Origin of the sequence: Deinococcus puniceus (assembly GCF_001644565.1) — a bacterium.
GTDB classification, from domain to species: domain Bacteria; phylum Deinococcota; class Deinococci; order Deinococcales; family Deinococcaceae; genus Deinococcus; species Deinococcus puniceus.
Genome location: NZ_CP011387.1, coordinates 236,841 through 263,138, shown reverse-complemented (window position 1 = coordinate 263,138; position 26,298 = coordinate 236,841). Strand labels below are relative to the sequence as shown.

The 26,298-nt window shown below is 63.0% G+C and carries 29 protein-coding genes and 3 tRNA genes; 26 read left to right on the top strand and 6 right to left on the bottom strand.

Annotated features, from left to right (window positions below):
* The first annotated feature begins 100 nt into the window (after positions 1–100).
* From SU48_RS14245 to prmC, 10 genes are all read left to right on the top strand, one after another.
* On the top strand, positions 101–1,249 hold the full coding sequence (locus SU48_RS14245) for an AfsR/SARP family transcriptional regulator (RefSeq protein ID WP_197474661.1): 1,149 nt from the start codon (positions 101–103) through the stop codon (positions 1,247–1,249).
* A 36-nt stretch (positions 1,250–1,285) separates the two neighbouring features.
* On the top strand, positions 1,286–1,909 hold the full coding sequence (locus tag SU48_RS01275; protein ID WP_064013664.1) for an NUDIX domain-containing protein: 624 nt from the start codon (positions 1,286–1,288) through the stop codon (positions 1,907–1,909).
* Positions 1,906–2,541 carry an IMPACT family protein gene (locus tag SU48_RS01270; protein WP_082869796.1) on the top strand — a complete coding sequence of 212 codons (636 nt, stop codon included), beginning with the start codon at positions 1,906–1,908 and terminating at the stop codon, positions 2,539–2,541. The genes SU48_RS01275 and SU48_RS01270 overlap by 4 nt, the downstream gene beginning before the upstream one ends.
* Before the next feature lie 155 nt (positions 2,542–2,696).
* Positions 2,697–3,188, top strand: coding sequence for a 2-C-methyl-D-erythritol 2,4-cyclodiphosphate synthase (gene ispF / locus SU48_RS01265; protein WP_064013663.1), 492 nt, complete (start codon positions 2,697–2,699; stop codon positions 3,186–3,188).
* The gene (locus SU48_RS01260; RefSeq protein WP_064013662.1) at positions 3,185–3,661 is read left to right on the top strand and encodes a tRNA (cytidine(34)-2'-O)-methyltransferase; all 477 of its coding nucleotides are present in this window, start codon (positions 3,185–3,187) and stop codon (positions 3,659–3,661) included. Before ispF ends, SU48_RS01260 begins: the two co-directional genes overlap by 4 nt.
* A gap of 196 nt (positions 3,662–3,857) precedes the next feature.
* The gene (locus tag SU48_RS01255) at positions 3,858–5,123 is read left to right on the top strand and encodes an aminopeptidase (protein WP_064013661.1); all 1,266 of its coding nucleotides are present in this window, start codon (positions 3,858–3,860) and stop codon (positions 5,121–5,123) included.
* Between the two features lie 110 nt (positions 5,124–5,233).
* Positions 5,234–5,815: a peptidylprolyl isomerase gene (locus tag SU48_RS01250; protein WP_064013660.1), complete on the top strand. Its 582-nt coding sequence runs from the start codon at positions 5,234–5,236 to the stop codon at positions 5,813–5,815.
* Positions 5,816–6,118: 303 nt separating this feature from the next.
* Positions 6,119–6,622: a low molecular weight protein-tyrosine-phosphatase gene (locus tag SU48_RS01245; RefSeq protein ID WP_064013659.1), complete on the top strand. Its 504-nt coding sequence runs from the start codon at positions 6,119–6,121 to the stop codon at positions 6,620–6,622.
* Between the two features lie 42 nt (positions 6,623–6,664).
* Positions 6,665–7,255 (top strand): Jag family protein, encoded by a 591-nt coding sequence (locus tag SU48_RS01240; RefSeq protein WP_064013658.1) that lies wholly within the window; start codon positions 6,665–6,667, stop codon positions 7,253–7,255.
* Positions 7,256–7,273: 18 nt separating this feature from the next.
* Positions 7,274–8,113, top strand: a complete 840-nt coding sequence (gene prmC / locus SU48_RS01235) for a peptide chain release factor N(5)-glutamine methyltransferase (RefSeq protein ID WP_064015769.1) — start codon at positions 7,274–7,276, stop codon at positions 8,111–8,113.
* Between the two features lie 49 nt (positions 8,114–8,162).
* Here prmC and SU48_RS01230 read toward each other — a convergent pair whose 3' ends face one another.
* On the bottom strand, positions 8,163–9,119 hold the full coding sequence (locus SU48_RS01230; RefSeq protein ID WP_231881652.1) for a DUF1152 domain-containing protein: 957 nt from the start codon (positions 9,117–9,119) through the stop codon (positions 8,163–8,165).
* Positions 9,120–9,518: 399 nt separating this feature from the next.
* Here SU48_RS01230 and purC point away from each other — a divergent pair, with 399 nt between their 5' ends.
* The 8 genes from purC (at position 9,519) to SU48_RS01190 (ending at position 16,411) form a co-directional block, all read left to right on the top strand.
* Positions 9,519–10,262 (top strand): phosphoribosylaminoimidazolesuccinocarboxamide synthase, encoded by a 744-nt coding sequence (gene purC / locus SU48_RS01225; protein ID WP_064013656.1) that lies wholly within the window; start codon positions 9,519–9,521, stop codon positions 10,260–10,262.
* Between the two features lie 152 nt (positions 10,263–10,414).
* Positions 10,415–10,723 (top strand): phosphoribosylformylglycinamidine synthase subunit PurS, encoded by a 309-nt coding sequence (purS, locus tag SU48_RS01220; protein WP_064013655.1) that lies wholly within the window; start codon positions 10,415–10,417, stop codon positions 10,721–10,723.
* 133 nt (positions 10,724–10,856) lie between these two features.
* Positions 10,857–11,525, top strand: a complete 669-nt coding sequence (purQ, locus tag SU48_RS01215; protein WP_064013654.1) for a phosphoribosylformylglycinamidine synthase subunit PurQ — start codon at positions 10,857–10,859, stop codon at positions 11,523–11,525.
* Positions 11,522–11,998, top strand: a complete 477-nt coding sequence (locus tag SU48_RS01210; RefSeq protein WP_064013653.1) for a DinB family protein — start codon at positions 11,522–11,524, stop codon at positions 11,996–11,998. The genes purQ and SU48_RS01210 overlap by 4 nt, the downstream gene beginning before the upstream one ends.
* Positions 11,995–14,226 (top strand): phosphoribosylformylglycinamidine synthase subunit PurL, encoded by a 2,232-nt coding sequence (purL, locus tag SU48_RS01205; protein WP_064013652.1) that lies wholly within the window; start codon positions 11,995–11,997, stop codon positions 14,224–14,226. The genes SU48_RS01210 and purL overlap by 4 nt, the downstream gene beginning before the upstream one ends.
* On the top strand, positions 14,226–15,683 hold the full coding sequence (gene purF, locus SU48_RS01200; protein WP_197474694.1) for an amidophosphoribosyltransferase: 1,458 nt from the start codon (positions 14,226–14,228) through the stop codon (positions 15,681–15,683). The genes purL and purF overlap by 1 nt, the downstream gene beginning before the upstream one ends.
* A 57-nt stretch (positions 15,684–15,740) precedes the next feature.
* The gene (locus tag SU48_RS01195; protein ID WP_064013651.1) at positions 15,741–16,013 is read left to right on the top strand and encodes a BrnT family toxin; all 273 of its coding nucleotides are present in this window, start codon (positions 15,741–15,743) and stop codon (positions 16,011–16,013) included.
* 2 nt (positions 16,014–16,015) lie between these two features.
* Positions 16,016–16,411, top strand: coding sequence for a hypothetical protein (locus tag SU48_RS01190; protein ID WP_064013650.1), 396 nt, complete (start codon positions 16,016–16,018; stop codon positions 16,409–16,411).
* Between the two features lie 5 nt (positions 16,412–16,416).
* Here SU48_RS01190 and SU48_RS01185 read toward each other — a convergent pair whose 3' ends face one another.
* The 4 genes from SU48_RS01185 to SU48_RS01170 all read right to left on the bottom strand — a co-directional run bounded on the left by SU48_RS01185 (position 16,417) and on the right by SU48_RS01170 (position 19,795).
* Complete coding sequence (locus tag SU48_RS01185; protein WP_064013649.1) at positions 16,417–17,367, bottom strand: universal stress protein; 951 nt, start codon at positions 17,365–17,367, stop codon at positions 16,417–16,419.
* Entirely contained in the window at positions 17,364–18,842 is a 1,479-nt protein-coding gene (locus tag SU48_RS01180) for an APC family permease (protein WP_064013648.1), read from the bottom strand. The genes SU48_RS01185 and SU48_RS01180 overlap by 4 nt, the downstream gene beginning before the upstream one ends.
* A 419-nt stretch (positions 18,843–19,261) precedes the next feature.
* Positions 19,262–19,504: a hypothetical protein gene (locus SU48_RS01175; RefSeq protein WP_064013647.1), complete on the bottom strand. Its 243-nt coding sequence runs from the start codon at positions 19,502–19,504 to the stop codon at positions 19,262–19,264.
* A 45-nt stretch (positions 19,505–19,549) separates the two neighbouring features.
* Entirely contained in the window at positions 19,550–19,795 is a 246-nt protein-coding gene (locus SU48_RS01170; RefSeq protein ID WP_064015767.1) for a hypothetical protein, read from the bottom strand.
* A gap of 203 nt (positions 19,796–19,998) precedes the next feature.
* Between SU48_RS01170 and SU48_RS01165 the strand changes: the two genes are divergently transcribed.
* The 6 genes from SU48_RS01165 (at position 19,999) to SU48_RS01140 (ending at position 23,638) form a co-directional block, all read left to right on the top strand.
* Positions 19,999–20,910: an alpha/beta fold hydrolase gene (locus tag SU48_RS01165; protein WP_064013646.1), complete on the top strand. Its 912-nt coding sequence runs from the start codon at positions 19,999–20,001 to the stop codon at positions 20,908–20,910.
* Between the two features lie 536 nt (positions 20,911–21,446).
* Positions 21,447–22,052, top strand: a complete 606-nt coding sequence (locus SU48_RS01160) for a hypothetical protein (RefSeq protein ID WP_064013645.1) — start codon at positions 21,447–21,449, stop codon at positions 22,050–22,052.
* A gap of 81 nt (positions 22,053–22,133) precedes the next feature.
* A complete protein-coding gene (locus SU48_RS01155; protein WP_064013644.1) occupies positions 22,134–22,907 on the top strand; it encodes a metallophosphoesterase in 774 nt (257 codons plus the stop codon).
* A gap of 134 nt (positions 22,908–23,041) precedes the next feature.
* A tRNA-Asp gene (locus SU48_RS01150) sits at positions 23,042–23,117 on the top strand.
* Between the two features lie 23 nt (positions 23,118–23,140).
* Positions 23,141–23,216, top strand: a tRNA-Phe gene (locus SU48_RS01145).
* A 347-nt stretch (positions 23,217–23,563) separates the two neighbouring features.
* A tRNA-Thr gene (locus tag SU48_RS01140) sits at positions 23,564–23,638 on the top strand.
* Between the two features lie 99 nt (positions 23,639–23,737).
* Here the strand turns inward: SU48_RS01140 and SU48_RS01135 are convergent.
* The gene (locus SU48_RS01135; protein ID WP_064013643.1) at positions 23,738–24,979 is read right to left on the bottom strand and encodes a cytochrome P450; all 1,242 of its coding nucleotides are present in this window, start codon (positions 24,977–24,979) and stop codon (positions 23,738–23,740) included.
* A 41-nt stretch (positions 24,980–25,020) separates the two neighbouring features.
* Between SU48_RS01135 and SU48_RS01130 the strand changes: the two genes are divergently transcribed.
* On the top strand, positions 25,021–25,575 hold the full coding sequence (locus SU48_RS01130) for a UbiX family flavin prenyltransferase (RefSeq protein WP_064013642.1): 555 nt from the start codon (positions 25,021–25,023) through the stop codon (positions 25,573–25,575).
* Entirely contained in the window at positions 25,563–26,267 is a 705-nt protein-coding gene (gene ispD, locus SU48_RS01125; RefSeq protein ID WP_064013641.1) for a 2-C-methyl-D-erythritol 4-phosphate cytidylyltransferase, read from the top strand. The genes SU48_RS01130 and ispD overlap by 13 nt, the downstream gene beginning before the upstream one ends.
* The last annotated feature ends 31 nt before the right edge of the window (positions 26,268–26,298 follow it).

Sequence of the window (26,298 nt, the reverse complement as noted above, 5' to 3'; positions counted from 1 at the left end):
TGATCAATGGATGATTTTGCTTCTCACGAATGAGGCGGATGTCTATCGCTTGAAGGAAGATCGCCCTCGAACGTTGCGCGCCCTATTAGAATTACGCGAATTGTTGAATGGTACGAGTGAGTACGAATCGCGTGTTTGGGTGGCTTCTCGCTTGGCCGAGTTTCACAGCGAGCAGGGGCAGTTTGCACAGGCGCTGGAAGCCCTGCACGCGGGTGTGGACGCAGGTGAGGAATTGCCACCCGCCCTGCTGGTCACACGCGGCGTGGTGTTCCGGCGGCGTGGGCAGATAGAACTGGCCCTGCTGGATTTCGAGGCCGCCCTCCCCGGCGTGCGCGAATCGGGCGACTCGCATCTGCTGACGCGGGCGCTGCTGCACCTGTCGGATTCGTTGCGGCGGGCCGGAAGAGGGCCGGAATCGGTAGAGGTGCTGCGGGAGGGGCTCGAGCGGCTGCTGCAAGACAAGGACAAGGCGCGCTTCCGGCCTGATCTGGAAGAACTGAGTGAACTGACGCACAGCGCCATGCTGGAACCCCACGTGGCCCCGTTTATGGAAGCGGTCATTGAGAAAATTGCGGCCCTGACCGGAAGTGTGCCGCTGGATGAGGAGCGCCTGATTCATGCCCAAGTGGAAACGCTGGGACGAACACGTGTGGTACGCGACGGGCAGCCGGTAGCCCTGACCTTGCACGGCAGCGCCCTGATGCTGGTGTATCTGGCGCGGCATCCGGGGCGTACCCGCCAAGAAATCCAGCTGGATCTGTACCCCGACAAAGACCCGGTGGCCGGATCGAATTACATCCGCAGCGTGATTCGGGAACTGCGAGAGGCGCTGGGCAAGGGCGCTGTAGTGCACGCGGGGCCGCACAATATGCCGCGTTACTCGCTGGGGCCGGGCATCAGCCTGACCATAGACGTGCAGGAAGTGGAGCAGGCCCTAGAGCGCGCCGATATGGCCCGGATGCTGGCGCTGTACCGGGGGCCGTTTCTGAAAACCGTGACCGACAGCGAGTGGGCCGACGACTTGCGCGAGCAACTGCAACGGGCCGTGACGGGGGCCATTCGTACCCAGATGCGCCGGGCGCGGGAGGCAGGCGACCTGAAACGCGCCCTGCTGCTGGCAAACCAACTGCTGCGCGTAGACCCCTACGACCCCGAAGTGCTGGTGGAGCGGGTAGAAGTGGCACGCGGGGTGGCTTCCCCGCAAGAAATCGCCCGCTACGTGGTGGAAATGCAGCGGATGGGAACGTAAGCCGCGCTCGGCCCCGAAACCGCGTAGCCTAAGCCTATGACGGGCAACGGCAACGCAGAAAGCAGCAGCGACACGACCACGCACGCCAACTGGCCCACCTTGGTGCCCGACGAAGCGCAGCCTTGGCACACGCTGGAATCGCGGGAATTGGTGCCGGGGCCGCGCTCGGTGGTGCTTGACCGGGTGGATATGGGCGGCGGGCTGGAGGGCCAGTATCAGTACCGTCCACGCGGCCCACGCGCCATTTTTGTGCTGCCAATAACCGCCGAGGGTGAAGGCGTGCTGATTCGGCAATACCGTTATCCACTGCGGGCTACCGTGTGGGAAGTGGTGGCGGGCGGCGTGGAGCGCGGCGAGGAACTGCACGCGGCAGCCGTGCGCGAACTGCGCGAGGAGGTGGGCGGCGTGGCAGGCGAGTGGGTGGCCTTGCCGGGGTTCTATCCTCAACCCAGCATCAGCGGCGTCATTTTTTATCCGTTTCTGGCGCTGGGCGTGGCACTGGGCGACACGGCGCACGAGGAAACCGAAGTGATTGAGCGCGTGGTCATGCCTTTGCCCGACATTTACGCGCTGCTGGAGGCGGGCCAGATTCTAGACGGCCCCAGCAGCCTGACGCTGTGGCACTCGCGGCGGCTCCTCATGGAGCGCGGGCTGCTTTGAGTGTAGATTTACAACTTCCTGACCTGCCCCCGCCCTTCTCCACACTGGCCGCCGCACACCGCCACAGCGCCGTGATAGAGGGAAGCGAATTCTTGGCCTTTGCCGAACGCGCCGACACCGCGCCGGAAGCGTTGGCACAGTTGGCCGCGTTACGTACCCGCTACCCTGACGCCACGCACCACTGCTGGGCCTACCAGATCGGCCCGCTGTACCGCTTCAGCGACGACGGCGAACCGGGCGGCACGGCGGGCGCACCGATCTTGCGGGCTATTGGCGGGCAGGGCGTAGACCACGTGATGGTGGTGGTCGTGCGCTATTACGGCGGCACCAAACTGGGTACGGGCGGGCTGGTGCGGGCGTATGGCGGCACGGCGGCAGAGTGCCTGAGAACCGCCCCGCGTGTGCTGGTGCGTGGGCGCGTGACCCTGCGCGTGGGCGTGGGCTTTGGGCATCTCAGCGCCCTGTATCACCTGTTGGGCAGCGTGGATGCCGTGCGGGGCGAAGAAGAATTCACGGCGGCGGGCGTGCTGTTGCCCGTCAGCCTTTATCCCGAGGATGCGCCCGCCTTTGCACAGGCGATGAGGGACGCGACGAGCGGAGGGGCGACGGTGGCGGTGGTGGATTCTGCTTGAGGTGAACCCCCCCGTTGCTGGCGCAACGCCCCCCTTGAGGGGAGGACAACTGATCTTTTGCGCTCCCCTTTAAGGGGGGCTGGCTGCACAGCAGACTGGGGGGTTCACACGCAGCATCACTCCGGCTCTGATCCGGCACGCTCTACACTCCCCCCATGACCTCTTCCCCCACCCTCCCCTACCGCATCGGATTTGGCGAAGATGCCCACCGACTTTCCGGGGGCCGCCCACTGATTCTAGGCGGTGTGCCGATTCCCAACGCCGAAAAGGGCGCGGTGGCCCACAGCGATGGAGACGCCGTGCTGCACGCGCTGGCCGATGCTCTGCTGTCGGGCCTCGCACTGGGCGACATCGGGCAGTACTTCCCCGATACCGACGCGGCGCACAAGGGGCTAGATTCGGCGGTGATCGTGGCACGGGCGCTAGACTTGGTGCAGGAGCGCGGTTACGTACCCGCAAATGTGGCCCTCGTGGTCACACTGGATAAGCCCAAGCTCGGGCCGCTGCGGGCCGCCATCGCACAGAATGTGGCGCTGCTGCTCGGCCTGCCCGAATCCGAAGTCGGCGTGAGCTTCAAAACCTCGGAAGGATTAGCCCCGGATCATGTGCAGACGCGGGTCACGCTGCTGCTGGTGCGCTCTGCATGAGCATGGAACTTCCCGTCCCGCCACTCCTCCACGTCGTGCTGTTCGAGCCGGAGAAGGCCGGGAACGTGGGCAACGTGGCCCGCACCTGTTCGGTGTTGGGGGCAGAGCTGCATCTGATTCGGCCCTTCGGCTTCCACCTGCATGACCGCGAATTCCGGCGGGCCGTGATGGACTACATGGAAGGCGTGGCCCTCCACGAACACGCGAGCTGGACGGCGTTCGCGGCCACCTTGCCACCCGGTGCGCGGGTTTGGGCCTTTACGACGCACGGTACGCAACTGCACACGCGGGCAGGCTTTCAACGCGGCGATTATCTGCTGTTCGGCCCCGAATCGCGTGGCCTGCCCGTATGGCTACGCGACGCCCTGCCCCGGCTGAAACTCCCGCAACCCGGCGGGGGCCGCAGCCTGAATCTGGCAGTGGCAGCGGGCGTGGCGGCGTTCGAGGCGGGGCGGCAGATCGAGGGGTGGTGATTGGGGGGTGTGGGAAGGGCGTTCAGGGGGCTTGGTCTAAGGGTCTGAGTGTCTAAGAACGGCATAAATGCGCACTCGTCCCCACCTCTAAGGGGGGGGCGTTGCGAAGCAACGGGGGGGGTTCACCTTCCAACGCACCCGCCCCAGCAACGTTACAGACCACTCATCCTTTTGCTCCTCGGCATAAAGTACCCCTATGTCTTCTCCTGCCCCGTCTGTCCCCGACTTTGATGCCAAACTTGCCCGCTACGCCGACCTGCTGGTGCGCGTGGGCGTGGGCCTGACCGCTGGCGGCAAAGTGCGAATTGGTGCGCCTGTAGAGGCCGCCGCCTTTGCCCGCTTGGTGCAGCGGGCCGCCTACCGCGCCGGGGCGCTGGATGCCCGCGTGGTGTACACCGACGCACACACCGATTTGGCCCTCTACGAAGACGGCTCCGATGAAGCGGTGGCCTTCCTTCCCGCGTGGCAAGCGCAGGAGCGGGAAGCGATGGTGGCCGACGGGTACGCCTTTATCGGCATTTTGGGAGACGACCCCTCGTTGTTGGCAGGCGTGGACGGAGGTCGGGTGGCGCGGCGCAGCAAAGCTCTGGCACAAGCTTTTCAGAAGGTCAGCGAGGCGTCGGGCAACTTCGAGGTGAGCTGGACGGTGGCGGCCATTGCCACCCCAGCTTGGGCGGGGGCCGTGTTTCCCGACCTGCCCGAAGCCGAAGCGGTGGCCCGCCTCTGGGACGACATTTTCGCCGTGACCCGCGTGGACACGCCTGACCCGGTAGGCGCATGGCAAACGCACTTGGCAGGCTTGCAGGCCCGCACAGACCGCCTGAATCAACAGCGGTTTGCGGCTCTGCACTTTCAGGGCGAGTTGGGCACCGACCTGACTGTCGGACTGGCTGATGGACACTTCTGGCAGGGCGGCGCAGAACGGGCCAAAAATGGCGTACTGGGCGTGCCCAACTTTCCCACCGACGAGGTGTTTACCGCCCCGCACCGTGACCGCGTGGACGGCGTGGCCGTCGCCAGCAAACCCTTGAGCGTGCGCGGGCAACTCGTAGAGGGCATTCGGGTGAAGTTTGAGGGAGGCCGCGCCGTAGAAGTAAGTGCCACACGCGGCGAAGACACCCTGCGCCAACTGATCGGCACGGACGAGGGCGCGGCCCGCTTGGGTGAAGTGGCGTTGGTGCCCGCGAGTGCGCCGGTGGCCCGCACCGGAACCTTGTTTCTGAATACGCTGTTTGATGAAAACGCCGCCAGCCACATTGCGCTGGGCCGCGCCTACCCCACCACCATTCGGCCTGACCTGATCGGGGCCACAGAATCCACAACCTCTTTTAGCGATTTGGGCGGCAACCACAGCCTGATTCACGTGGACTGGATGATCGGCAGCCCCGGCATGAACGTGGACGGCGTGCGGGGGGACGGCAGCCGTGAAGCCCTGATGCGGGACGGCGAATGGGTGATCTGAGGTCTGTTTTTCAGGGGCACAGGTAAGCCAGACGCCCTCAAATGTCAAACCCCGGCTTTCTTCATCCTCCTGAAAGCTGACTGTGTGACTAGGCCCGCTACAATGCCCGCATGAGCGACGCCTATACCGACCTGCCCCAAGGCTTTACCGTCACGCCCGAACTCAGCGCCGAGCGCCAGATCAAGTTCACCGCTGCCCCCGAACTCGGAGACGGCATCGAACCCGGCAAGGACTACCGCGCCGTGCTGGACACCAGCAAAGGCCGCCTGATCGTCGACCTGTTTGCCGACGACGCCCCCGTGACCGTCAACTCCTTCGCCTACTTGCTGCGTCATCACTACTACGACGGCATCAAGTTTCACCGCGTCATCGACGGCTTCATGGCGCAGGCGGGCGATCCCACTGGCACGGGCAGCGGCGGCCCCGGCTACGACTTTGAAGACGAATTTGGTAGCGACCACCGCCACGACGGAAAAGGCGTGCTGAGCATGGCCAACCGTGGCCCCGGCACCAACGGCAGCCAATTCTTCGTGACCTTTACCGCCACGCCCCACCTGAACGGCAAGCACACCGTCTTTGGCCGCATCGTGGAAGGGCTGGACGTGCTAGACCGTCTCACCCGCATTCAGCCCGGCTACCCCGGCACGCCCGACATCATCGAAAAGGCGTTTTTGATCGAGCGCAGCCAATAACACCGCTCGTGGTGAATCCGAACAGATAACAGCTTGATCGTGGAGGGTGGATCGTAGATCGTGGGAAACTGCGGCTGCGATCCACTTTTTCCGTTGGGGCCGCGTGTCAACCCCCCAGTCTGCTCTCCTGCGGAGCTGTATCAGTTCGCAGCCAGCCCCCCTTAAAGGGGAGCGCAAAACCTTGTGTCCCCACCTCTCCTGCGGACTCGCAGAGCTGCGGAGCAGAGCTTTTCAAGTCTAAGGGGGGCGTTGCGCCAGCAACGGGGGGTTCACCCACACCCCCAAATGCCCCACACTATCCCCATGCCCCCTTCCCCTCCCCTGCGCGTTCTGGCCCTGTGTCTCGGCAATATCTGCCGTTCTCCGGTGGCCGAGGCGCTCTTGCGGCGGGAATTGACGGCGGCTGGGGTAGACGCTGTGGTCGACAGCGCGGGCACAGGCGATTGGCATGTGGGCAGGCCCACCGACCCGCGCAGCATAGACGTGGCGCGGCGGCATGGGCTGAGGCTGACGGGCAAAGCGCGGCAACTGCTCCGGCGTGATTTTGTCGACTATGACGTCATTCTGGCGATGGATTCCCAAAACGCAGCGGAGGCCCGCGCCCTAGCCGGAACGCCCGGAGCCGCAAGCCGCGTGCGCCTGATGCGCGACTTTGACCCACTCGCCCCCGGCGCAGACGTGCCCGACCCGTATCTGGGCGGGAAGGCAGGCTTCGAAAGCATGTTCGAGATGCTGGAACGCAGCGCGGCAGAGTTTGCGAGGCAGGCCGCCCAGCCACAAAACACAGACCAAGCTGATCCAATCTGAATCTGAGAGGGAATCGTGAGAATTCCGCAGTAAACTGATCGTATGGACAACCGCACGAACCTCGACGACTATCTCGCGGGCTTGGGAATTAGCGAGGCCGACGAGGACGAGGTCACGCCGCCGCCGCCTGTCAGTGACGCCCCGGCAGACGCTTTGCCCGCCGAAGGCACGCCCAATGAAGACCCCAAAGAAGTGCTGGAACGCTTTCTGAACGCCCTGACCAGCCGGATGGACGACACCCTCAGCGTGTCGGTGCAGCAGGCCGAGGACGCGCTGGAAGCCGAGATTACAGGTGAAAACGCCGCCAAACTGGCAGGCCGCGACGGTCGATTGCTGGGAGCCATAGAGGTGATCGCCTATACGGTGCTGGCGAAACAGGCGGGCCGCAGCGATCTGCGCGTGCGAATCGATGTGGGCGGCTTCCGCAAACGGCAGGCCGACACCCTGACCAAATTGGCCGAACGCCTCGCCATTCAGGTCGCCAAAAGCGGCGAAGCGCACGAGCTTCAGCCGATGCCCGCCTCCGAGCGCCGCGTGATTCACATCGCCCTGAAGGAACACCCGGACGTGATGAGCGAATCGGTGGGCGAGGGCGCGTCCCGCCGCCTGATTATTCGGCCTCGGCACGGCTAGCACGCTCCAGCATTGTCTGTGGCGACGGTCAACACTTGGCAACTTCAGGCCTCCTCACGCTTTGCAGAAATTGGCCTGCCTTCCCCGAAAACCGATGCCCGCGAACTGCTGAAATTCGTGTTGGGCCTCAGCGATACGGCCCTGTTCTTATCGTCTGATCGGGAAGTGTCGGAAGATCAGGCCGCGCGACTCTTGGCCCTGATCGATGCCAGAGCCGCCCGCATTCCGCTGCAGCACCTGTTGGGCGAAGTGGAATGGGGCGGCGTGCGCCTGAAATCGGACGGGCGGGCGCTGATTCCTCGGCCCGAAACCGAATGGCTGCTGCAATTGGCGCTGGAAGCCTTGCGCGGCAGAGTCAATCCTCGCGTGCTGGACGTAGGCACAGGTACGGGCGCACTGGCACTGGGCCTGAAAGTTGCCCGCCCCGATGCCGCCGTGACCGCCACCGACATCAGCGCGGAGGCTTTGGCATTGGCACAGGAAAACGCCGCGCTGAACGGGCTGGACGTGCAGTTTATGCAGGCGGACTTGCTGCAAGGTTTAGCTGGCCCTTTCGATCTGATCGTCAGCAATCCGCCCTACTTGCCCGACGCCGACCAGCACAGCGCCGACCCCGAAGTGCGCTACGATCCTCACTTGGCCCTGTATGCCGGAGCCGATGGCCTGAGCGTGGCACGGCCCCTCTTGGTGCAGGCGCGGGCGGCACTTGTGGCAGGCGGCGTATTGCTGCTGGAACTTGACCCTCGCAACGCGCCCACGCTGGCCGCCGAAGCCAGAAGTCTGGGCGCGGTGGCCGAGGTCTTGCCTGATCTGGCAGGCCGTGAACGCTTCGTGCGGGCCAGTTGGCCGACCCGCTGACTCGCCCTATCCCGTAAGGCACATGCAGGAGCAATGGTGCCCGGAGAGCCTAGATGGGCAGCGTGTGGCGAGGCCGGAGATTCACCGAATCACGGTGTCTGCGAATTACTTTGTCTACGTCCGACAGGGTAAGTGTGTCCATCAAGGCTTGACGGTATTGCAGTCGGCGGGCCACCGGGACAAGTTCGTAGCACCAATACTGCGCCATTAACGGATTGATCCACAGTTCTGAACCGCGTGTGCGATCCGTGGCGTGGTAGTCACCGTATTGACCTTCTATGGCACTCAGGATGCTGCTGTTCACGATGCTGACATGACGCGGCATCTGCTGAAAAACAGCCTCGCACGCTGCCCGGTACAGTTGCACAGGCCTTTGCTCCGGCGTGAGGCTAAACGATCCCAGATAAGCCCCAGCGCGGGCCAACTCTGCCGTTGCTTCCAGCACATTCCAATGACTGACTCCGTGAAAATGGTCTATGCCGAATCCCAGTGACACCATGTATGTTTTCAATTCTGGCCTTTCTTCAGCCAACTGATAGACGGCACACAAGCTCACAGCGTCCTCATGGGGTGTGCCCAAATCCGCCTCGTCGCCGCGCATCAGGGCGTCTGTGCCGCCGTCGATCAGAATGATGGTGTCTATGCTCAGATGCTTGACCAGAGCGCGGTAGGCCGCCAACAGAGGTTGAACGCCTGTTTTACGTAGCGCGAAAACATGTGGCGTTTCGCCCTGCGCTTGCAGCCAGCAGGACAGGTAGTATTCCGGAAAATATTCGCTCTCTGAGACGCGAAACTCTGGCGTAACTTCTATCAGCGCTGGGGCCAGAGGATGCGGAGCCAGCGGCGAGAATGAGGAGAAGGACAGGTTACCTAGCGTGACCTCCATTCCCTCGGCCCGCAAGGCGAAATACAAGGGCAGGCCGCAAAACACGTCGAAGCCGCCTCCCATTCCAGCGATCAGGACGCGGCGGGAATCCTTGATGGCCGAAAAGAACGGGGGCTGCAAGCTGGTCAGCATAGGGGAAATCCTCTCACATTCTTGGGCCTGACCCACATCAGCTCTGTTGTCACCCCGTCTACCACCCCCGTCCAGCCCGCATGAACAACCCCGCCCCGGCCCCGGCTGAGGGTGTTAAGGTGGTGTACGGCAGTCGGCGTGCTTGGGCGCGTTCTCTGTACACCATTCGGCTGCTCTCCGAGTTGTCTGGAGCAGTTCTTCCAAATGCGTCCCGCGAGACGCCCCCGGCCCCGTGTGGGTTGGCTCGTCCGTCCGAGAGACGGTGATGGAGGTTTCAACTATGTTCAGCACCGCCACCTTCGAGCGTTGCCCCGGTCAGACTTGGGGAGACGCCCGTTCTACTTTGATGCCCCGGTGCTTAGCCGCCAAAGAAATAGGAGCGAATCTATGACCCAGCCCGCGCACTTTCAGCCCCACCCCGACCTTGGAGAACTGCGCTACGAGGGCAAGGCCAAGCGCGTGTACGCCACCGCCGATCCTGCCGTATACATCGTGGAATACAAGGACGACGCCACCGCCTTCAACGGGGTGAAGAAGGCCCAGATTGGCGGCAAGGGAGCCATCAACAACGCGATCACGGCGGCCATTTATCCGCAACTGGAGGCGGCGGGCATTCCCACCCACTTCATAGAGAAGCTGAGCGAGCGGGAGCAGCGGGTGAAGGCCGTAGAGATCGTGCCTGTGGAAGTGATCGTGCGGAACGTGGCGGCGGGCAGCTTTTCCAAGCGGCTGAACATAGAAGAAGGCACGCCCCTGCCCCGTCCGGTGGTGGAGTACTGCTACAAATCCGACGCGCTGGGCGACCCGCTCATCAATACCGATACCGCCGTCAGCCTCGGCTGGGCTACCGAAACCGAACTGGCCCGCATTCGTGAACTGGCCCTGCAAGTGCGCGATTTCCTGACGCCATTTTTCTTGGCACGCGGCATCAAACTGATCGACTTCAAGTTGGAATTTGGCAAGCTGGCCGACGGCTCAATCGTACTGGCCGACGAAATTAGCCCCGATACCTGCCGCTTCTGGGACGCCGAAACGAACGAGAAGATGGACAAAGACCGCTTCCGGCGCGATCTGGGCGGCGTGGAAGATGCCTATGCCGAAATGCTGAAGCGCGTGACACAAGGCGTCTGAGGGTCTAAGGGTCAAGGGTCTAAGGCGCTGGGCCGAAACCCCGTTGCCTTCGCCTCTTTTCTCTGACCAACACCCACCTACAACCTTCTTTTGCCGTTCTTAGACCCTCGACCCTTAGACTTCCCCGCCCCTTAAACACAGGAGGAGCCACCATGTCCCCCGAACCCACCAAGACCGACCAAGCCACAGTGTTTCAAGCCACCGTGTTTCAAGCCAAAGTGTTCGTGACCCTCAAGCCGTCCATCCTCGATCCACAGGGACGCACCGTCGAACGGGCCCTGTCTCATCTGGGGCAGCAGGCCAGCAGCGTGCGTGTGGGCAAACTGATTGAGCTGCAACTGGAAGGCGAGCGCGGCGAGGTGGAAGCCCGCCTGCAAGACATGGCCGTAAACGTGCTGAGCAATCCCGTGATGGAAGACGTGCGCTGGGAGCTGGAAGAAGCAGGCGTGGTGGCACAGTGATGGGCCGTGCGAACCCCCCCCGTTGCTGTGCAACGCCCCCCCTCAAACTTGAAAAGCTCCGCAGGAGAGGGGAGGACAGTGCTTTTGTTCGCCCCTTGAGGGGAGATGCCCGCAGGGCAGAGGGGTCTTCTCTGTGAACGTCGCCGTCATCCAATTCCCCGGCTCCAACTGCGACGGCGACGCCCTGCACGCGGCCCGCCTGACCCTCGATCCGGACGCCCAATTCGTGTGGCACACCGACGACGGCTTGCCCGCTGGCACCGACTTGGTGTTTTTGCCCGGAGGCTTCAGCTACGGCGATCACCTCCGCAGCGGTGCAGTGGCGGCCCGCAGCCCGATCATGAACGCGGTCAAGGCCCATGCCGAACGCGGCGGCTACGTGCTGGGCGTGTGCAACGGCTTTCAGGTGTTGACCGAAGCTGGCCTGTTGCCGGGGGCACTCAGCCGCAATACCGACCTGCATTTCCTGTGCCGCCCGGTGCATCTGCGCGTAGAAACCAGCGACACCGCCTTTACGGGCGCGTACACAGCAGGCCAGATCATTGAGATCCCGATTGCTCACGGCGAGGGCAACTATTACGCCGACCCTGAAACGGTGGCGCGGCTGGAAGGCGACGGGCGCGTGGTCTTCCGGTATGTGGACAACCCCAACGGAAGTCTGAACGACATCGCCGGGATTATCAGCGAACGGGGCAACGTGCTGGGCATGATGCCGCACCCCGAACGCGCCGTGGAAGCCCTGCTGGGCAGCGAAGACGGGCGCGGGCTGTTCGAGTCGCTGAAGGGAGTATTGGTCAAATGACGGGTCTACAAGCATTCTTATCCGAGCAGTACACCGCCGAGTTTCAGGCCTTCCGCACCGTGCTAGACGCTGTGCCCACCGAGGCTTTTGCTACCGCCACATTGGGCCACAGTCCCGCGTGGCACGCCCTCCACATTGCCGAGTGGGTGCGCCTGACGGTATTGCAAGACCGCACGCCGAACTATCACCATCTGGGCTGGGAAGACAAGCCCTGGGTGGGGCCGATGGGTACCGAAGCCGCACCAGTCAGCGAGACCGCAGACAAGGCCGCGATTCTGGCCCATCTGGACGACGTAGGCGCGAAAGCCGTGGCGTATTTGGCCGCTGCCAGCGACACCGAAATGCAGGGCATGACCTTTTCCCCCAGTGCCCCCACCGGAGAGCGCCCCCGCCTCGCCGCCCTCGGGATGCATGTGCGGCACATCGCGTATCACCGGGGGCAAGTGGCGCTGGGCAGGAAGGAGCAAGCATGACCGCAAGCGCTCCCTCCCTGCGTGACCGCGCCGCCACCTTCGGCCTCAGCGAAAGCGAATACGACCTGTTGGTAGATGGCATAGGCCGCGAGCCGAATGCTTTAGAGGCCGCTATCGTGGGCGCGATGTGGTCTGAACACTGCGGCTACAAGAACTCCCGGCCCCTGTTCAGCGCCTTCCCCACCACTGGGCCGCAGGTGTTGCAAGGCCCCGGCGAGAATGCGGGCGTAGTCGACATCGGCGACGGCTGGGGCGTGGCGTTCAAGATGGAATCTCATAACCACCCCAGCGCCGTAGAACCCGTGCAGGGCGCGGCAACGGGTGTAGGCGGCATCCTGCGCGACATCTTTGCGATGGGCGCTCGGCCCTTTGCGGTGCTGGACAGCCTGCGTTTTGGCGACCCCGACAGCCCCCGCACCCGCTTTCTGGTCAACGGCGTAGTCGACGGTATCGCGCACTACGGCAACGCGATTGGCGTGCCCACCGTGGGCGGCGAAGTCACCTTTCACCCCAGCTATCAGGAAAACCCGCTGGTGAACGTGATGGCCCTCGGCCTGCTGCGGCACGAAGATTTGGCAAAAGGCACCATGGGCGAAGTGGGCAACCGGATCGTGTACGTGGGCAGCAAAACTGGGCGCGACGGACTGGGCGGCGCGGTGTTCGCCTCTGCCGACCTGAGCGACGCCAGCCAAGCAGACCGTCCCGCCGTGCAGGTGGGCGACCCCTTCATGGAAAAACTGCTGCTGGAAGCCACGCTGGACGTGATCAACGCGGGCGTGGTAGCAGGCGTGCAGGATATGGGCGCGGCGGGCTTGGTGTCCAGCACGTGCGAGATGGCCTACCGCGCCGGACTGGGCATCACGATGGATTTAGACCGCGTGCCCACCCGCGAATCGGGCATGGTGCCGATGGAACTGTGCCTCTCGGAGTCTCAGGAGCGCATGATTCTGGTGCCTGTTCCGGGGCGAGAAGATGAGATGCACGCCCTGCTGGACAAGTGGGAACTGGACGTGATCGACATCGGGCAGGTGGAGGCCCATGACCGCTACCGCCTGACGTGGCGTGGCGAAGTGGTCTGTGATTTGCCCGTAGCTCTGCTGAACGAAGCCCCGAAATACACCCGCGAAGGCGTGGAATCTGAAGACATCAAGGCGGCCCGTGAGCGCGACCTGAGCGGCCTGCCCGTGCCCACCGACCTCGGAAGCGTGCTGCTGCAACTGCTGGCGCATCCGACCATTGCCAGCAAACGGCCCATCTACGAACGTTTCGACCATCAGGTGATGACCAATACGGTGGTGGTGCCCGGAGTCGCCGACGCCGCCGTGATGCGGGTAAAGGGGTCAGATAAGGGTGTGGCCGCCACCAGCGATTGCAACCCGCGTTTTGTGCAACTTGACCCCTATACCGGAGCCGCCGCCGCTGTGGCCGAAGCCGCCCGCAACCTCGCCTGCGTGGGCGCGACGCCGCTCGCCATCACCGACAACCTGAACTTTGGCAACCCGCACCGCCCCGAGGTGTATTACCAGCTTCAGCAGGCCGTGCAGGGCATCGCCGACGCCTGCCGCGCCCTGAATACTCCGGTCACGGGCGGCAACGTGAGCCTCTACAACCAGTACGTAGACCAAACCACAGGCCGCACGGTGGCAATTCACCCCACCCCCACGATTGGCATGGTGGGTGTGCTGCCTGATGTGAACGTGCGGGCCACGCTGAACCTCAAGGCGGCGGGGCAGACGTTGTACTTGTTAGGTGAGGTGGGCGATTCCATCGGAGCCAGCCAGTACCTTGAAACGGTGCATGGGCTGGAAGCGGGCCGCGTGCCTGCGTTAGACCTCGGTCTGGAGGCCCGCGTGATCGCCGGAACATTGGCCCTGATTCGCACCCACCTGACCGACACCGCGCACGACTGCGCCGAAGGTGGCCTAGCCGTCGCATTGGCCGAAATGGGCATGGCGAGTGACGTGGGGCTGCAAGTGACCCTGCCCGGAACCGCCCGCGCCGACGCCCGGCTGTACGGCGAAGCGCACAGCCGCGTCATCGTGGCCGTCACCGACGCGGACGCCACCGAGCGCACCCTGACGGAACTGAATGTGCCGTTTACCCGCCTCGGCCTCAGCGGCGGTGACAGCGTGACCATTTCGCTGCCCGACCAAGATTTACAGTTGAGCGTGAAGCTCTCGGAACTGAAAGCCGCCTACGACGCGCCCCTGCGGGAGATTTTGGGATGATGGTGGGTGATAACTGGACAGACAGCCCAGACATGGACGCCGATTTCGACCCCGCCCTCGACAAGCCCCGCGAGGAATGCGGCGTGTTCGGCATGTACTCGCCGCACGCGCTTGATCTGGCTTGGCTCACCTACCTCGGTATTTTTGCCCTCCAGCACCGGGGGCAGGAAGCGGCAGGCATGTGCGTCAGCGACGGCGACAAGTTCCACGTGGAAAAAGACCTCGGACTGGTCACGCAGGTCTTCGACGAGCGGCGGCTGGAGCGGGTGCGCCTGCCCAACGCCCGCGTCAGCATCGGGCATGTGCGCTACAGCACCACTGGCAGCAACCTGCGCTTCAATGCTCAGCCCCTCACGACCCGCACCAACAAGGGCATTTTGGGCCTCGCGCACAACGGCAACTTCGTGAATGCCCGTGAAGTTCGCAACCAGATGCTGATGGAAGGCGCACTCTTCGCCACCACCAACGACTCTGAGGTGATGCTGAACCTGATTGCCCGCGAGTCGCACATGGACTTGGTGGAAGCCACCGCCGGAGCTATGCAGCAACTGAAGGGCGGTTATGCCTGCGTACTGATGAGCCGCACGGCCCTGATCGGATTCCGCGACCCCAACGGCGTGCGGCCCCTCGTGATCGGGCAGCGCGACGACGGCGCATACGTGATCGCCTCTGAACCCTGCGCCCTGTACACGGTGGGCGCGAGACTCTTGCGTGACGTGCTGCCCGGAGAACTGGTCTGGGTGGACGAAAACGGCCTGCATAGCCTGATGGTGCATCCCGCCGCCCCGACGCCCTGCGCCTTCGAGTGGATTTATTTTGCGCGCAGCGACGGAGAACTGGACGGCGTGGACACCTACGCCAGCCGCATTCGCATGGGCATGCAACTGGCCCGCGAACATCCCGTAGAGGCCGATGTGGTGGTGCCTGTGCCCGATTCCGGCATCGGCGCGGCCATCGGATACGCCCGTGAAAGTGGCCTGCCCTTCGACTACGGCCTGTCTAAGAATCCCTACGCGGGCCGCACCTTTATTGCGCCCACGCAGGAAGCCCGTGACCTGAAAGTGCGGATGAAGCTCTCGCCCACCAGTGCGGTGCGCGGCAAACGGGTGATTTTGGTAGATGACTCCATCGTGCGCGGCACCACGTCCAGCCTGATCGTGAACCTGCTGCGCGACGCCGGGGCCACCGAAGTGCATTTCCGGGTGTCCAGCCCGCCCATCAAGCACCCGTGTTTTTACGGGATCGACACCGCCGCCCGCAAAGAACTGGTGGCGAGCACGCACAGCTTGGAGCAAATCCGCCAACTGATCGGGGCCGATACGCTGGCCTTCATTAGCGAACGCGGGCTGGCAGAAGCCGTCAGTGGCCCCGGCCTGTGCTTGGCGTGCTTCAACGGCGAGTATCCGGCAGGCACGCCGCTGCTAAACGATGTAGATAAGTTGGCTTTGGAGGTGTAACCTCAACACTCTACCGAAATCAACTTATCTACAATCGTATATACTCAATCCCAGCCAATGAACTTTGACTGGGATTTCTCCAACTTGGAACACATTGCCCGGCACAAAGTCGAGCCGGAAGAGGCGGAGGAAGTCTTGGCCGATCCTGCGGTGCTGAGTGTCGCCGCCCACCGAGGGCCGCGAGGCCAGCCACGTTTTGGCTCACTGGGAGCTACGGAAATAGGGCGCGTGCTGGTCATCTTTTCAGAACTTCGGGGCCATAAAATTCGGGTAGTGACGGCGCGGCCTGCCACTGCCGAAGAACTCAGCTGCTATGAGAATGAGGAGTGAAGATGACCGACACCGCCAAAATATCACCGCCAGAAGCAGCTTCGCCGGAACTCCTGCCCGTCAATTCTCGGAGCGAAATTCCCGACTTTGCCACAGAAGAGGAATTCGCTGCGTTTTGGCAGACCCACAGCCTCGGCCCTGACCTGATTGAAGAAGGCAAGCACGATTCAGAAGTTCAGGCTTTCGCTGCCCGCCTGCGCGGAAGTGCGGAGCGCCCAACGCCGCGCCAACCCCGTCAGCCCAAAGCCACTTTTATGACGAGCCTGCGCTTAGATGCAGACGTGGAAGCCCGCCTCAGACACGTAGCGGCGCTGAAGCAAGTGCCTTACCAAACGCTCTTGAAGCGGTTTGTGGATGAGCGGTTGTATGAAGAGGAAAAGCGGTTAGGAGTGGTTTAGAGCGTTCACCCCACTTTCGGCAACACCAGCACGGGCACAGGCGAGGCGCGAATAATTTTGCTGGCATTCGAGCCGAGGAAGACGCGGGCCAAAATTCCCATCCGGCTTGATCCCAGCGCCAAGACTTCACCGGGGTGCCAGTCCACCTGCCCCAATGCCTCTTCCCAAGATTCGCCGTCTGCGAGGGCCACGCTGATAGGCGGCGAGTGTCCGGCCAACTGCTCCTGCAACCGCTCCAGCGCAGATTTCGTGCGCTCCCGCCAAGCATCCACGATCATGTTTTCAGCTTTGTAGCCCGCCAGCGAGGGGTACATTTGGCGGTCTCGCACGGCAAACGCCACTACCCGCAGCGGCACACCCAAACGCCCCGCAAGCCGGAGCGCCTCCAGCACGGTGCTGTTCGAGACTTCGGTTCCGGCGTAGGCGCAACTGAGCCGGGTAACCACCTGACCGGGCTGGGGTTCAAATCCTTGCGGGGCCAGCGCTACCGGCAAGCTCGACAGGTGCAGCAGTTCGCCCGAAACGCTGCCAAGGCTCAGGCGTCCGCCGTTGCTGCGGGCTGAGCCGACCACCAATACATCGGCCCCGGCCTGTGCCGCCGCTTCACTCAGGCCTGCGGTGGTGGACTTGGCCGCGTGTTTGAGATATTGCACTTGCACCTGCGGCACATCTTGCAGCAGGTTCCGAGCACTCGCCAGCGTTTCTTGGGCGTGTTCATCCAAATACCGGGCGTATTCCTGATCCACGGCACTCAGAGACGGATGATTCCAGACTTCGGGGACGACAGTGCAGACGATCAGTTGTCCGGCCTTGGTCTGATGCGCCTCGGTCTGGCCCATCAGCAGGCGGCCCAGCGCCAAAGCTTCCCGGCCCGCCTGATCTTGGGTGTAGCCCACCAGCACCGTTGTTGCGGGCAGCGGAGTTGGGGGCACTGGAGTGATGGGCAGCAGGGTCATGGGCGCTTTTTCCCTTGGGCCAAGCGCGAATGCCGGATGCCGTAGGCAAAGTAGCCCGTCAACGCCACCGCCATCCAGATGAAAAAGACGCGGTACGTTTCGGTGGGCAGGTCTTTGACGATGAACAGGCACACGGCCACGCTCAGGCCGGGAATGACCCACGGGCCAAAGGGCAATTTGAAGCCGCGCTCCAGATTGGGGGCCTTGTAACGCATCACGATCACGCCCACCGAGACCAGCGAAAAGGCCACCAGTGTGCCCATGCTGACCATGTCCCACAAGTAGCCCGAATCGACGAATCCCCCGATCAGGCCCACGATGACGCACACGAACACCGTATTGACCACCGGGGCCAACGTGCGGGGACTTACGGACTGGAACGCTTTGGGAATCAGGCCGTCGCGGCCAATGGCAAACAAGATGCGGGTTTGGCCGTAAATGGTGACCAACGTGACGCTGAAGACTGAAATCACTGCGCCAGCCGACAGCAGCACAGCGGGCCACTTGGCCTGCATCACGTTCTGCAAAATCACGGCCAAGCCTGCTTCCTGATCCTTGAAGGCGGCGGCGGGCTGTGCGCCCATCGCAGCTACGCAAATCAGGATGTACGCCGTCACCACGATCAGCAGGGCCAGCATAATGCCCAGCGGCACGTTGCGCTTGGGGTTTTTGACCTCTGCGCCCGCCGTCGCCACCGTGTCTAGGCCGATAAACGAGAAGAAGATGGTGCCTGCTGCAGCCACGATTCCGATTTTGTTTCCTGCATCGTCCGTACCGCTGAGGCCGAATGGATTGAAGGGCACGAAGTTGCTGGGGTTGAAGGCCGTGAACGCCACCACCGCGAAGAACAGCAAAATGCCGACCTTGATGAGCACCATGACGGCGTTGATGGCCGCCGATTCGCGCGCGCCGCGCAAGAGCAAAAAGCAGCACATAGCCACCAAAATGATCGGCGGCAAGTTGATGTGCCCAGCGTGAATCTCCATGCCTGCCTCGCCGCGCACGATCATGGGCGAGCGCAAAGCTTCGGGGATACTCCAGCCTACCGAGTTGGTGAGGAAGTTGTTGAGGTACTCCGACCAACCGATAGACGTAGCACTGGCCGCAAGCGCATATTCCAGCAGCAAGCACGCCCCTACGATGTAGGCCACCAGCTCGCCCATAGAAACATAGGTGTAGGAATAAGCAGACCCAGACGCCGGAATACTAGACGCAAGCTCGGCGTAGCACAGCGCGGTCAGGGCCGCCGCCACCCCCGCCAATACGAACGACCACACCACGGCGGGGCCAGCTTTGGGTACGGCTTCGGCCATCGCAAAAAAGATTCCGGTGCCGATGGTGGCCCCGACCCCCAGCATCACCAGTGCAAAAAGATTCAGGGAGCGGCCCAGTTCGCCGCTCCCACCGTGTGCGCCTTCCGCCTCCGCATCTGCGGTCTTGGTGCGCGTCAACTGCTGCCATAAACTTTGGGTCATCTCGTTATTCCTCCCATGCACGGCCGCGATCCCTTCTGATCGTTGGCCGCAGAGTTGGCCGCTAAACCAGCAGGCCGCGTCTCCACCCTGCCCTCAGAACGAACCTGTGGAACTTGAACGGTGCAACCCGGAAAGACACCCATCCCGAATTGCCTGACCAAAGGAAACCTCTGCAAAGCTGAATGGGTTGAGACAATGCCACGTCGCTCGACCCTTCCGATGGGCTCCCCTTTCCACTCATCGATTGTGAATAAATCGATATTCAAGTGTACATAGATTACATTTGAAGCTGCACGGCCTATGTAGACAGGCCGTTCAACTCAGCACGACACCACCCCCCACACCTCATCGGGCTGTGGAGGGTGCATGAGACTGCACGACCTGAGGTTTGACGACCAGCTTAGGAACTTATTGAATGGCTACTTGTTCCGCCGGCCACGCAGAGCCAGCACGCCGCCCGCACCCGCCAACAACCCGCCGATGGCCGCCAAGCCCACCGTGAGCATCACGCTGAGTCCGGGATTGGCGGTGGTGTTGTTCCGCAGTGCGGAGGCCACCGCGTGCAGTTGATTGATGGAAATCACGTTGGCAAACAGCAGCACCAGTGCGCCCACGATCAGCAGGACGCCCAGCACACCCATCAGACGGGGAAGGAGATTCATAGGGGCATGATAGGCCGCTGCGGGCTACGGCGGCAGGGAAGCCCTTTACTGGCCCTTGTCGTCGCCCGGAGTGGTGCCGAAGCTGGTGCCCGTGCTGGCCGCACTGTCCGATTGGCCGGGTTGCTGGGGCACGGCTCCATCGGCGTCGCGGGTGCGTGTGGGGCCGCCCGTGACGGTGGGCGTGTCAGTCATGCCGCTCTCCGACTCGTCCGTGTACCCGGCCCGCTCGCTCATGCCGTTTCCAGCGTCGTTGGGCAGGCCGCCCAGAGTGCCGTCATCGCTTTTGGTCATACCTCCAGTCATAGCGCCCGCCTCTGGCCTGTGCGTGACGGCAGGCTAAAGGTTCGCTGGGAATCGGCGCAGGGGGAGGCAGGCCTTGAGCTCTGGGCCTTGAGCCATGAACTTCAACCTCTGTTCTTAGGCCCTTAGACCCTCGACCCTGAGACGCTGTGACTCGCCCGGCCAAGCCCCCGCCCCTGCCCTAGAATGCCCGCATGACGTGGTCTGACGATGCCTTTGAAGAGCGCCTGAACGGTGCAGATTTGTATTTTGAGGTGACCGGGCCAGAAGATGCCGACGCTCCAGCCATCATCTATTTGCACGGCGGCCCCGGCTACAACAGTTATTCCTTTCGGGCGCTGTTTGGAGAACGGCTGGAACACCGCCGCGTGATTTATCTGGATCAGCGCGGCTCGGGCCGCAGCGGGCCACTGGAAGACACCGAGCAGGGCGACACCGCACTCGATTTGGATACGTTGGTGGCCGATGTGGAAGCCCTGCGCGATCATCTGGATTTGGGCAAGGTTATCCCGCTGGGGCACGGGTTTGGGGCACTCGTGGCGCTGGAGTATGCGCGGCGGCATCCTCAAACGACGGCGCGGGTGGTGGTGGTCAATCCGTGGGTACATTTTCCCGAATTGGCCCTGACCCTGCTGGCCGAGGCGAGCGCCCGCCGCAAAGTGGCCCTTCAAGACCCCGCCGCCGACCTGCGGGCCAACACCCCGGAAGGCGAATATCCGGCGGTAGGCAACGCCCGCGTAGAAGCCGCCTTCGAACTGCTGAACGGGCGCGACCTGCTGAATGCCATGCAGTTTAAAGACGCGCCCAGCCGCATGCACCTCGAATTTGCCGATGCCGGGGGCCAGTTGGCAGGCGGCGGCGAGGTGCAGGAAGCCTTGGTGTATCAGGGCATGTGGGAGTTTGAGTACACGCCCTTTTTGCAGGAAGTTCGCCGCCCCATCTCCGTGATCGCGGGCGCACATGACCGCACGAGCTACCCGGAGCAAGTCGGCTGGCTGGCCGACCTCGCCGACGCAGATGTAACCGTGCTGGACGCCGGACATTACCCGTGGATAGATGACGAAGAAGCCTTTGCCGAGGCGTTGGAGGAGGCATTGACGCGCTAGGTGGGTAAACGTTGGCGAGATCGTAGAAAGTAGATCGTAGAACGTGGGAAAAGCGGGGCGCTGGAGCAAGTACGGCGCTCCGGTTGTTTTGTATGGCAGACCCAAAATCTTATCGCCCGTTGAGTGTGAGGCCGTCGTCCACGCAGTGGGCGGGCCAATTCCATCCTCAAGACGACTGGCAATTCAGCTTCAGACGAACGAGTTAGCCGAGTGTGGACGCGACAAGATCAATCCTGCCGAGCGCAGCGACAAACTCCCCTGCACCCTTCGGGGGCGGGGGCTGGGGGTGGGGGAAAGCGTGGGAGCAGCCAAACAGAATTCCTTTTCTGTGTGGACAGGTGCGTTGCTGAACCACCCTCTCGACTCCGCAGCGGCGAGGCGTCCGTTCTGCGAGACAAGCTCTACAAGTCCCACGAGCGGCGAGGGCAAAGGCTCACGCTCTCTCCAGCGTCGGTTGGCAGCCGCCCACAACCCATCTCCATCTTTCCCAAACCTGTGGCTGCACACCCGCACCCCAGCCGCTAGACTCAGGGCCTATGGCCGACCTAGACCGTGTACGTGAGGCGCTGCGTGCCAGCATGACCGCTTGGGCAACGTTGGAAGTCCGGGGCGATCAGGCCCGCGTGACGCCCGCCCCCGACCCCGATGCCTTGGCCGCGCTGCTCGACCGGGTCGACCCGGCGTGGGGCATCGGCTGGGGCTGCGACTCTATGACGCCGCCTGTGGTGCGCGCCCGCCTGACCGTACTAGGCGTGCAGCGTGAAGGGCTGGCGCAGGCGCACTCGCTGGCCGATGCCAAGCTGGCTGCCTTGGCCGATGCGGGCCGCCTGTTCGGGGTGGGCAGCAGCACAGAAGGCCAGTGGGTGGAATACGACGCCGAGGACGGGGCCAATACCTCTGATCTGGACGCGGACGCCGAGGACGGGGCCGTGAGCATGACGGGGGCCGTCCCTCTGCCGCCCGAACCGCCCCGCGACCCCCAGATGGACAAAGCGCGGCGGCACATCGAAGACCTGATGGAGCAACTGAAAGCGGCGGGCAAGGGCGGCGCGGCGGCGCGGGTGGTGCTGCGCGGCTACGGCGAAACGGTGGACGAGAGCCGGGCCATCTACAAGGAACTTCAGGGGATTCTGAAGGGCTAACGCCGGATTTGCCCGGCAGCGTGGCCCGGACGTGCGCCAGAATACGCAGCGGCAACAGCCAGCAGACAGGAGGCGAGACGCGTGCAGAAGTTTATTGCCATAGGAGACGTTCACGCCGACTGGGACGGCCTGTGGGGGGCACTCCGGGCAGCGAGTTGTGTGGATATGGAAGGACTGCCGACGCCGCCCGTGCGGATGGGCCTCTATCAGGTCATCCTGATAGGCGACCTTGTGCATCCCAAAAATCTGCGTGAATATGCCCGCCTCACTGGGCTGCTGGATTTTGATCCTCGCAACCACGACCATCTGTTTCTGGCCGCACGGGAACAGGTCAAGCAGTTGGAGCGCCTGAAAACCTATCAGGAGGCCGCGCCACACGCGGTGCATATCATTCTGGGCAACCATGACGACGCTGTGCTGAATACCTCGTATGTGCTGGGCACGACAGGCGGCATGGTGCATGTGGAATTCGACCCGGCACACGGGGGCATCCATCTACCGCACCACCTCAGCACGTGGATACAGGGCTTCCCGCGTGAGGTACGCATCGCTGGGGTGCAGTTCGCGCACGTCAGTCCTATGCCCGCCCATACCTACTACGACGACCTCTTTTATGCCGACCACTCCACCAAACGCTGGTTCCGCGAGTCGCCGGAATACGTGAAGATGGCGGGCTTGGCTTTCGGCGTATACGGTCACACACAGCTGGAAAAAGGCATTTATATCCACGCAGAGGGAGGCAAACGCCCCGACTTTGCCATGATCGACGCCCTGCAAAGCCGCGAATACCTAGAACTGATGCTGGACACGAACGCCCGCACGCCGGTTCAGAGTGTCCGGGCCGTGCCGTTTTAGGCCCACACCACCCTGATTTGGGGTCGGCAATCGACAGTCCGGTTGACAAGGCGCAGGAGCGCGGCTATCCTTAACCCCGCTGCTTTTCAGTGTCTTCTTACGGAGAGTCTGAGGCGGCATACAATTTAAGGATTGGTCCGGTAGTGTAGCGGTTAGCATATCTGCCTGTCACGCAGAAGGTCGCGGGTTCAAATCCCGTCCGGACCGCCACCCCTTTCCCTTTTGGGAATTTCGGCAAAGTAGCTCAGCTGGTAGAGCAAACGACTGAAAATCGTTGGGTCGCCGGTTCAAATCCGGCCTTTGCCACCAACAGCTTTCAGCCCCGTCCTAGACGGGGTTTTTTCGTTTTATACCGAGTCTCTGAGGGAGATGAGATGGGCCGAGTCGTGTGCTCTAGATTGGTGTGCTCTGAGCAAACCCACACATAGTTCAGTGGAGCGTCACAGAGTAAGGAGGATTGCTGCTTTTTGGGAAAATCTTTCCCGTACATCAACTGGGATGAGAGCGTTAAGGCCCAGCGCTGAATCTGGCCGCTGCACTGGAAAGCTGCACTGCAGAATGGGTCGGCGAACGGCGGCCAATAAAACGGGCCAGCAAAAAACCGTGTTGACACCGCATGAAAACATCCATATACTTTTTGAGCCTGCAAACAACGGGCCAGTGTAGCTCAGTGGTAGAGCAACTGATTCGTAATCAGTAGGTCGTCCGTTCGACCCGGATCACTGGCTCCAAAGAAACGCCCCGCCTAGCGCGGGGTTTTTGCTTTATCGTCTGGCGCAGTCGCCGTTCACAGCCCTATATACGGTTGCGAGACTGGAGCAGCCCACCCCCTACAAGACCACCCGCAACCGCTCCAGCCCTTGCAGCGCAAAGTTAGGACGGTGGGAAATGGCCTGCTGCGGCACCACAAATTGAGGAAAACGGGTCATCAGGCGGGTCAGGAAGGTGGTGGATTCCAGCCGCGCCAGCGTTGCGCCGAGGCAATAATGCGGGCCGCCCGCGAAGGCCAGGTGCGTGCGGGCATTGGCCCGACTCAGGTCTAGCGCGTGTGGCTCGGCATATAGGCGGGGGTCTCGGTTGCCACTGGCGTAGCTGAGGCTCAGATGCGTTCCGGCAGGCAGGGTCACGTCGCCCAGCGTGAGGGGCGCGGAGGTGAAGCGGCCACTACCCCGCACAGGCGACAGGAAGCGCAACAGTTCCTCGGTGGCGTTGGCGGCGCGGCCCACAGGATCGGCGGCCAACCACGCCCGCTGCTCCGGATATTCGGCCAAGGCGTGAAAGCTTCCGGCGATCAGGTTGCTGGTGGTTTCGTGGCCTGCCACCAAGAGCAGCACGGCGTTTGCCAGCAGTTCGGCGCTGCTCAGGCGGCCCCCGCCTTCCCCCTCGGTTTCGGCGGCGGCCAGCGCACTCAGCAGGCCCGGTTGTGGCTCGGCCCGCAGGTCGTCGGCCAGCGTCCGGAAATACTCGCGCATCTGCTGAGCATCGGCTTCAATTTGTGCCCAGCGTTCGGGGGGCAGATTCACGCCGCCCAGCAAGTCCGCCACGCTTTCTGACCACGCCCGGAAGCGTTCGGCGTCTGTTCCGGTGAGGCCCAGCATCCTCACGATGACCGTGACAGGCAAGGGGTAAGCGACGGCCTGCACGATGTCTATTCCCTCTGGATCAGTGCTGGCGGCAGCCTCGGTCAGTAGATCGTCGGTGAGGGCGGCAATAAACTCTCGGCTTTCCTCCAGCACACGCGGGGTAAAGGCCCGCTGGGCCAGCGAACGCAGGCGCGTATGACTACCGCCGTCATGGAACAGCATCATGGGACTCATGACCGCGTAACTGGCGGTGTGGCTGAAGCCCTCGCCGCCTTCAAACTTGATGGTGCGAACGTCGGGATGACGCAGCGCCGCCGTGATTTCGGCGTGTCCGGTCAGGACGGCCAGCCCGTGTGTGGGCGATAAAAGCACCGGATTGACGGCCCGCATTCGTTCTAAAAACAGGGGGTCTTGCAAGTGTGCGCCCTGCCAATACGCGCCGATCAGTTGCTCTGCACCGTTTTCTGCACTGTCAGGAGTTGCAGTCATGCCTACAGGCTACCCCCGCGCCCGCCTGCTAGCCTGACCGCATGCGCTTGGTGGTAGGAGTCAGTGGTGGCAGCGGCATTCCGTATGCGGTGGGCGTGTTGCGTGCCCTGCATGAACTGGGCGTAGAAACCCATCTGGTGGTGTCCAGCGGCGCAAAACGGGTCATGAGTGCCGAAGGCGGGCCGCAGTTGCCTGACCTGACGGCGCTGGCGACCCACGTGCATGAAGACCGCGATCTGGCGGCCAGCGTCGCCAGTGGCAGCTACCGCACCGATGGAATGCTGATCGTGCCGTGCAGCGCGGGCACTCTTGCCAAAGTCGCGCACGGTTTTGCCGACAATCTGGTGTCGCGGGCCGCCCACGTGACCCTCAAGGAGCGCCGCCCGCTGGTGATGGTGGTGCGAGAAGACCCCTTGCCACGCCCTATGCTGCAAAACCTCTTGGCCGTTCACGACGCCGGAGCCACCGTGATGACTGCCAGCCCCGGTTTCTATCACGCGCCGGAAAGTGTAGAGGAGTTGCTGCACTTTGTAACGGCCCGTGTGCTGGATCAGTTCCGGCTGGATGTGCCGGGATTCAAGCGGTGGAAGGAGTGACTGGGCAAGAAGTAGCCGAACAAAACTCCAAGCCCAAAATAGCTGCCCTGATTCCGGCGGCGGGGTCTGGAACACGGCTGGGACGGGGGCCAAAGGCTTTTGTAGAAGTGGGCGGTCTGAGTTTGCTGGCCCGCAGCGTGGTCTGCCTCAGCCCGTACGTGGATGAAGTGCTGGTGGCCCTGCCCGCTGGAATGCAGCTTCCAAACGGTATGCAGGCGAGGGCCATAGCGGGCGGCGACACCCGCCAAGCCAGCGTATTGGCCCTACTACAGGCCACCGACGCCGATGTGGTACTGATCCACGATGCCGCCCGCCCCTTCTTGCCCACCCGCGTGATCCGTGAAGTGGCCGATGCCGCGTGGGCCGTGGGAGCCGCCACCGCCGCGCTGCCTGTAGCCGATACCTTGGTGCAGGCCAAGGAGAACACCGATTGGGGAACCTTAACCCCCCGCGAAGGTCTCTGGGCCGTGCAAACGCCGCAAGGCTTTCGCCGCACCGCGCTGCTGGCCGCCCACGAATCGGCGCAACAAGAGGGGCACGCCGCCACCGACGACGCCGGACTCATTGCCCGTTTGGGGCAACGTGTGGCCTTGATTCCCGGTGACGCCCGCCTGTTTAAAGTGACGACACCGGGAGATTTGGCACTGGCGGAAGCGGTGGCGGCGGTGTGGGACGGCGAGGCGCGAACGTAGATGGTAAATCGTGGAACTTAGAAAAAGCGCA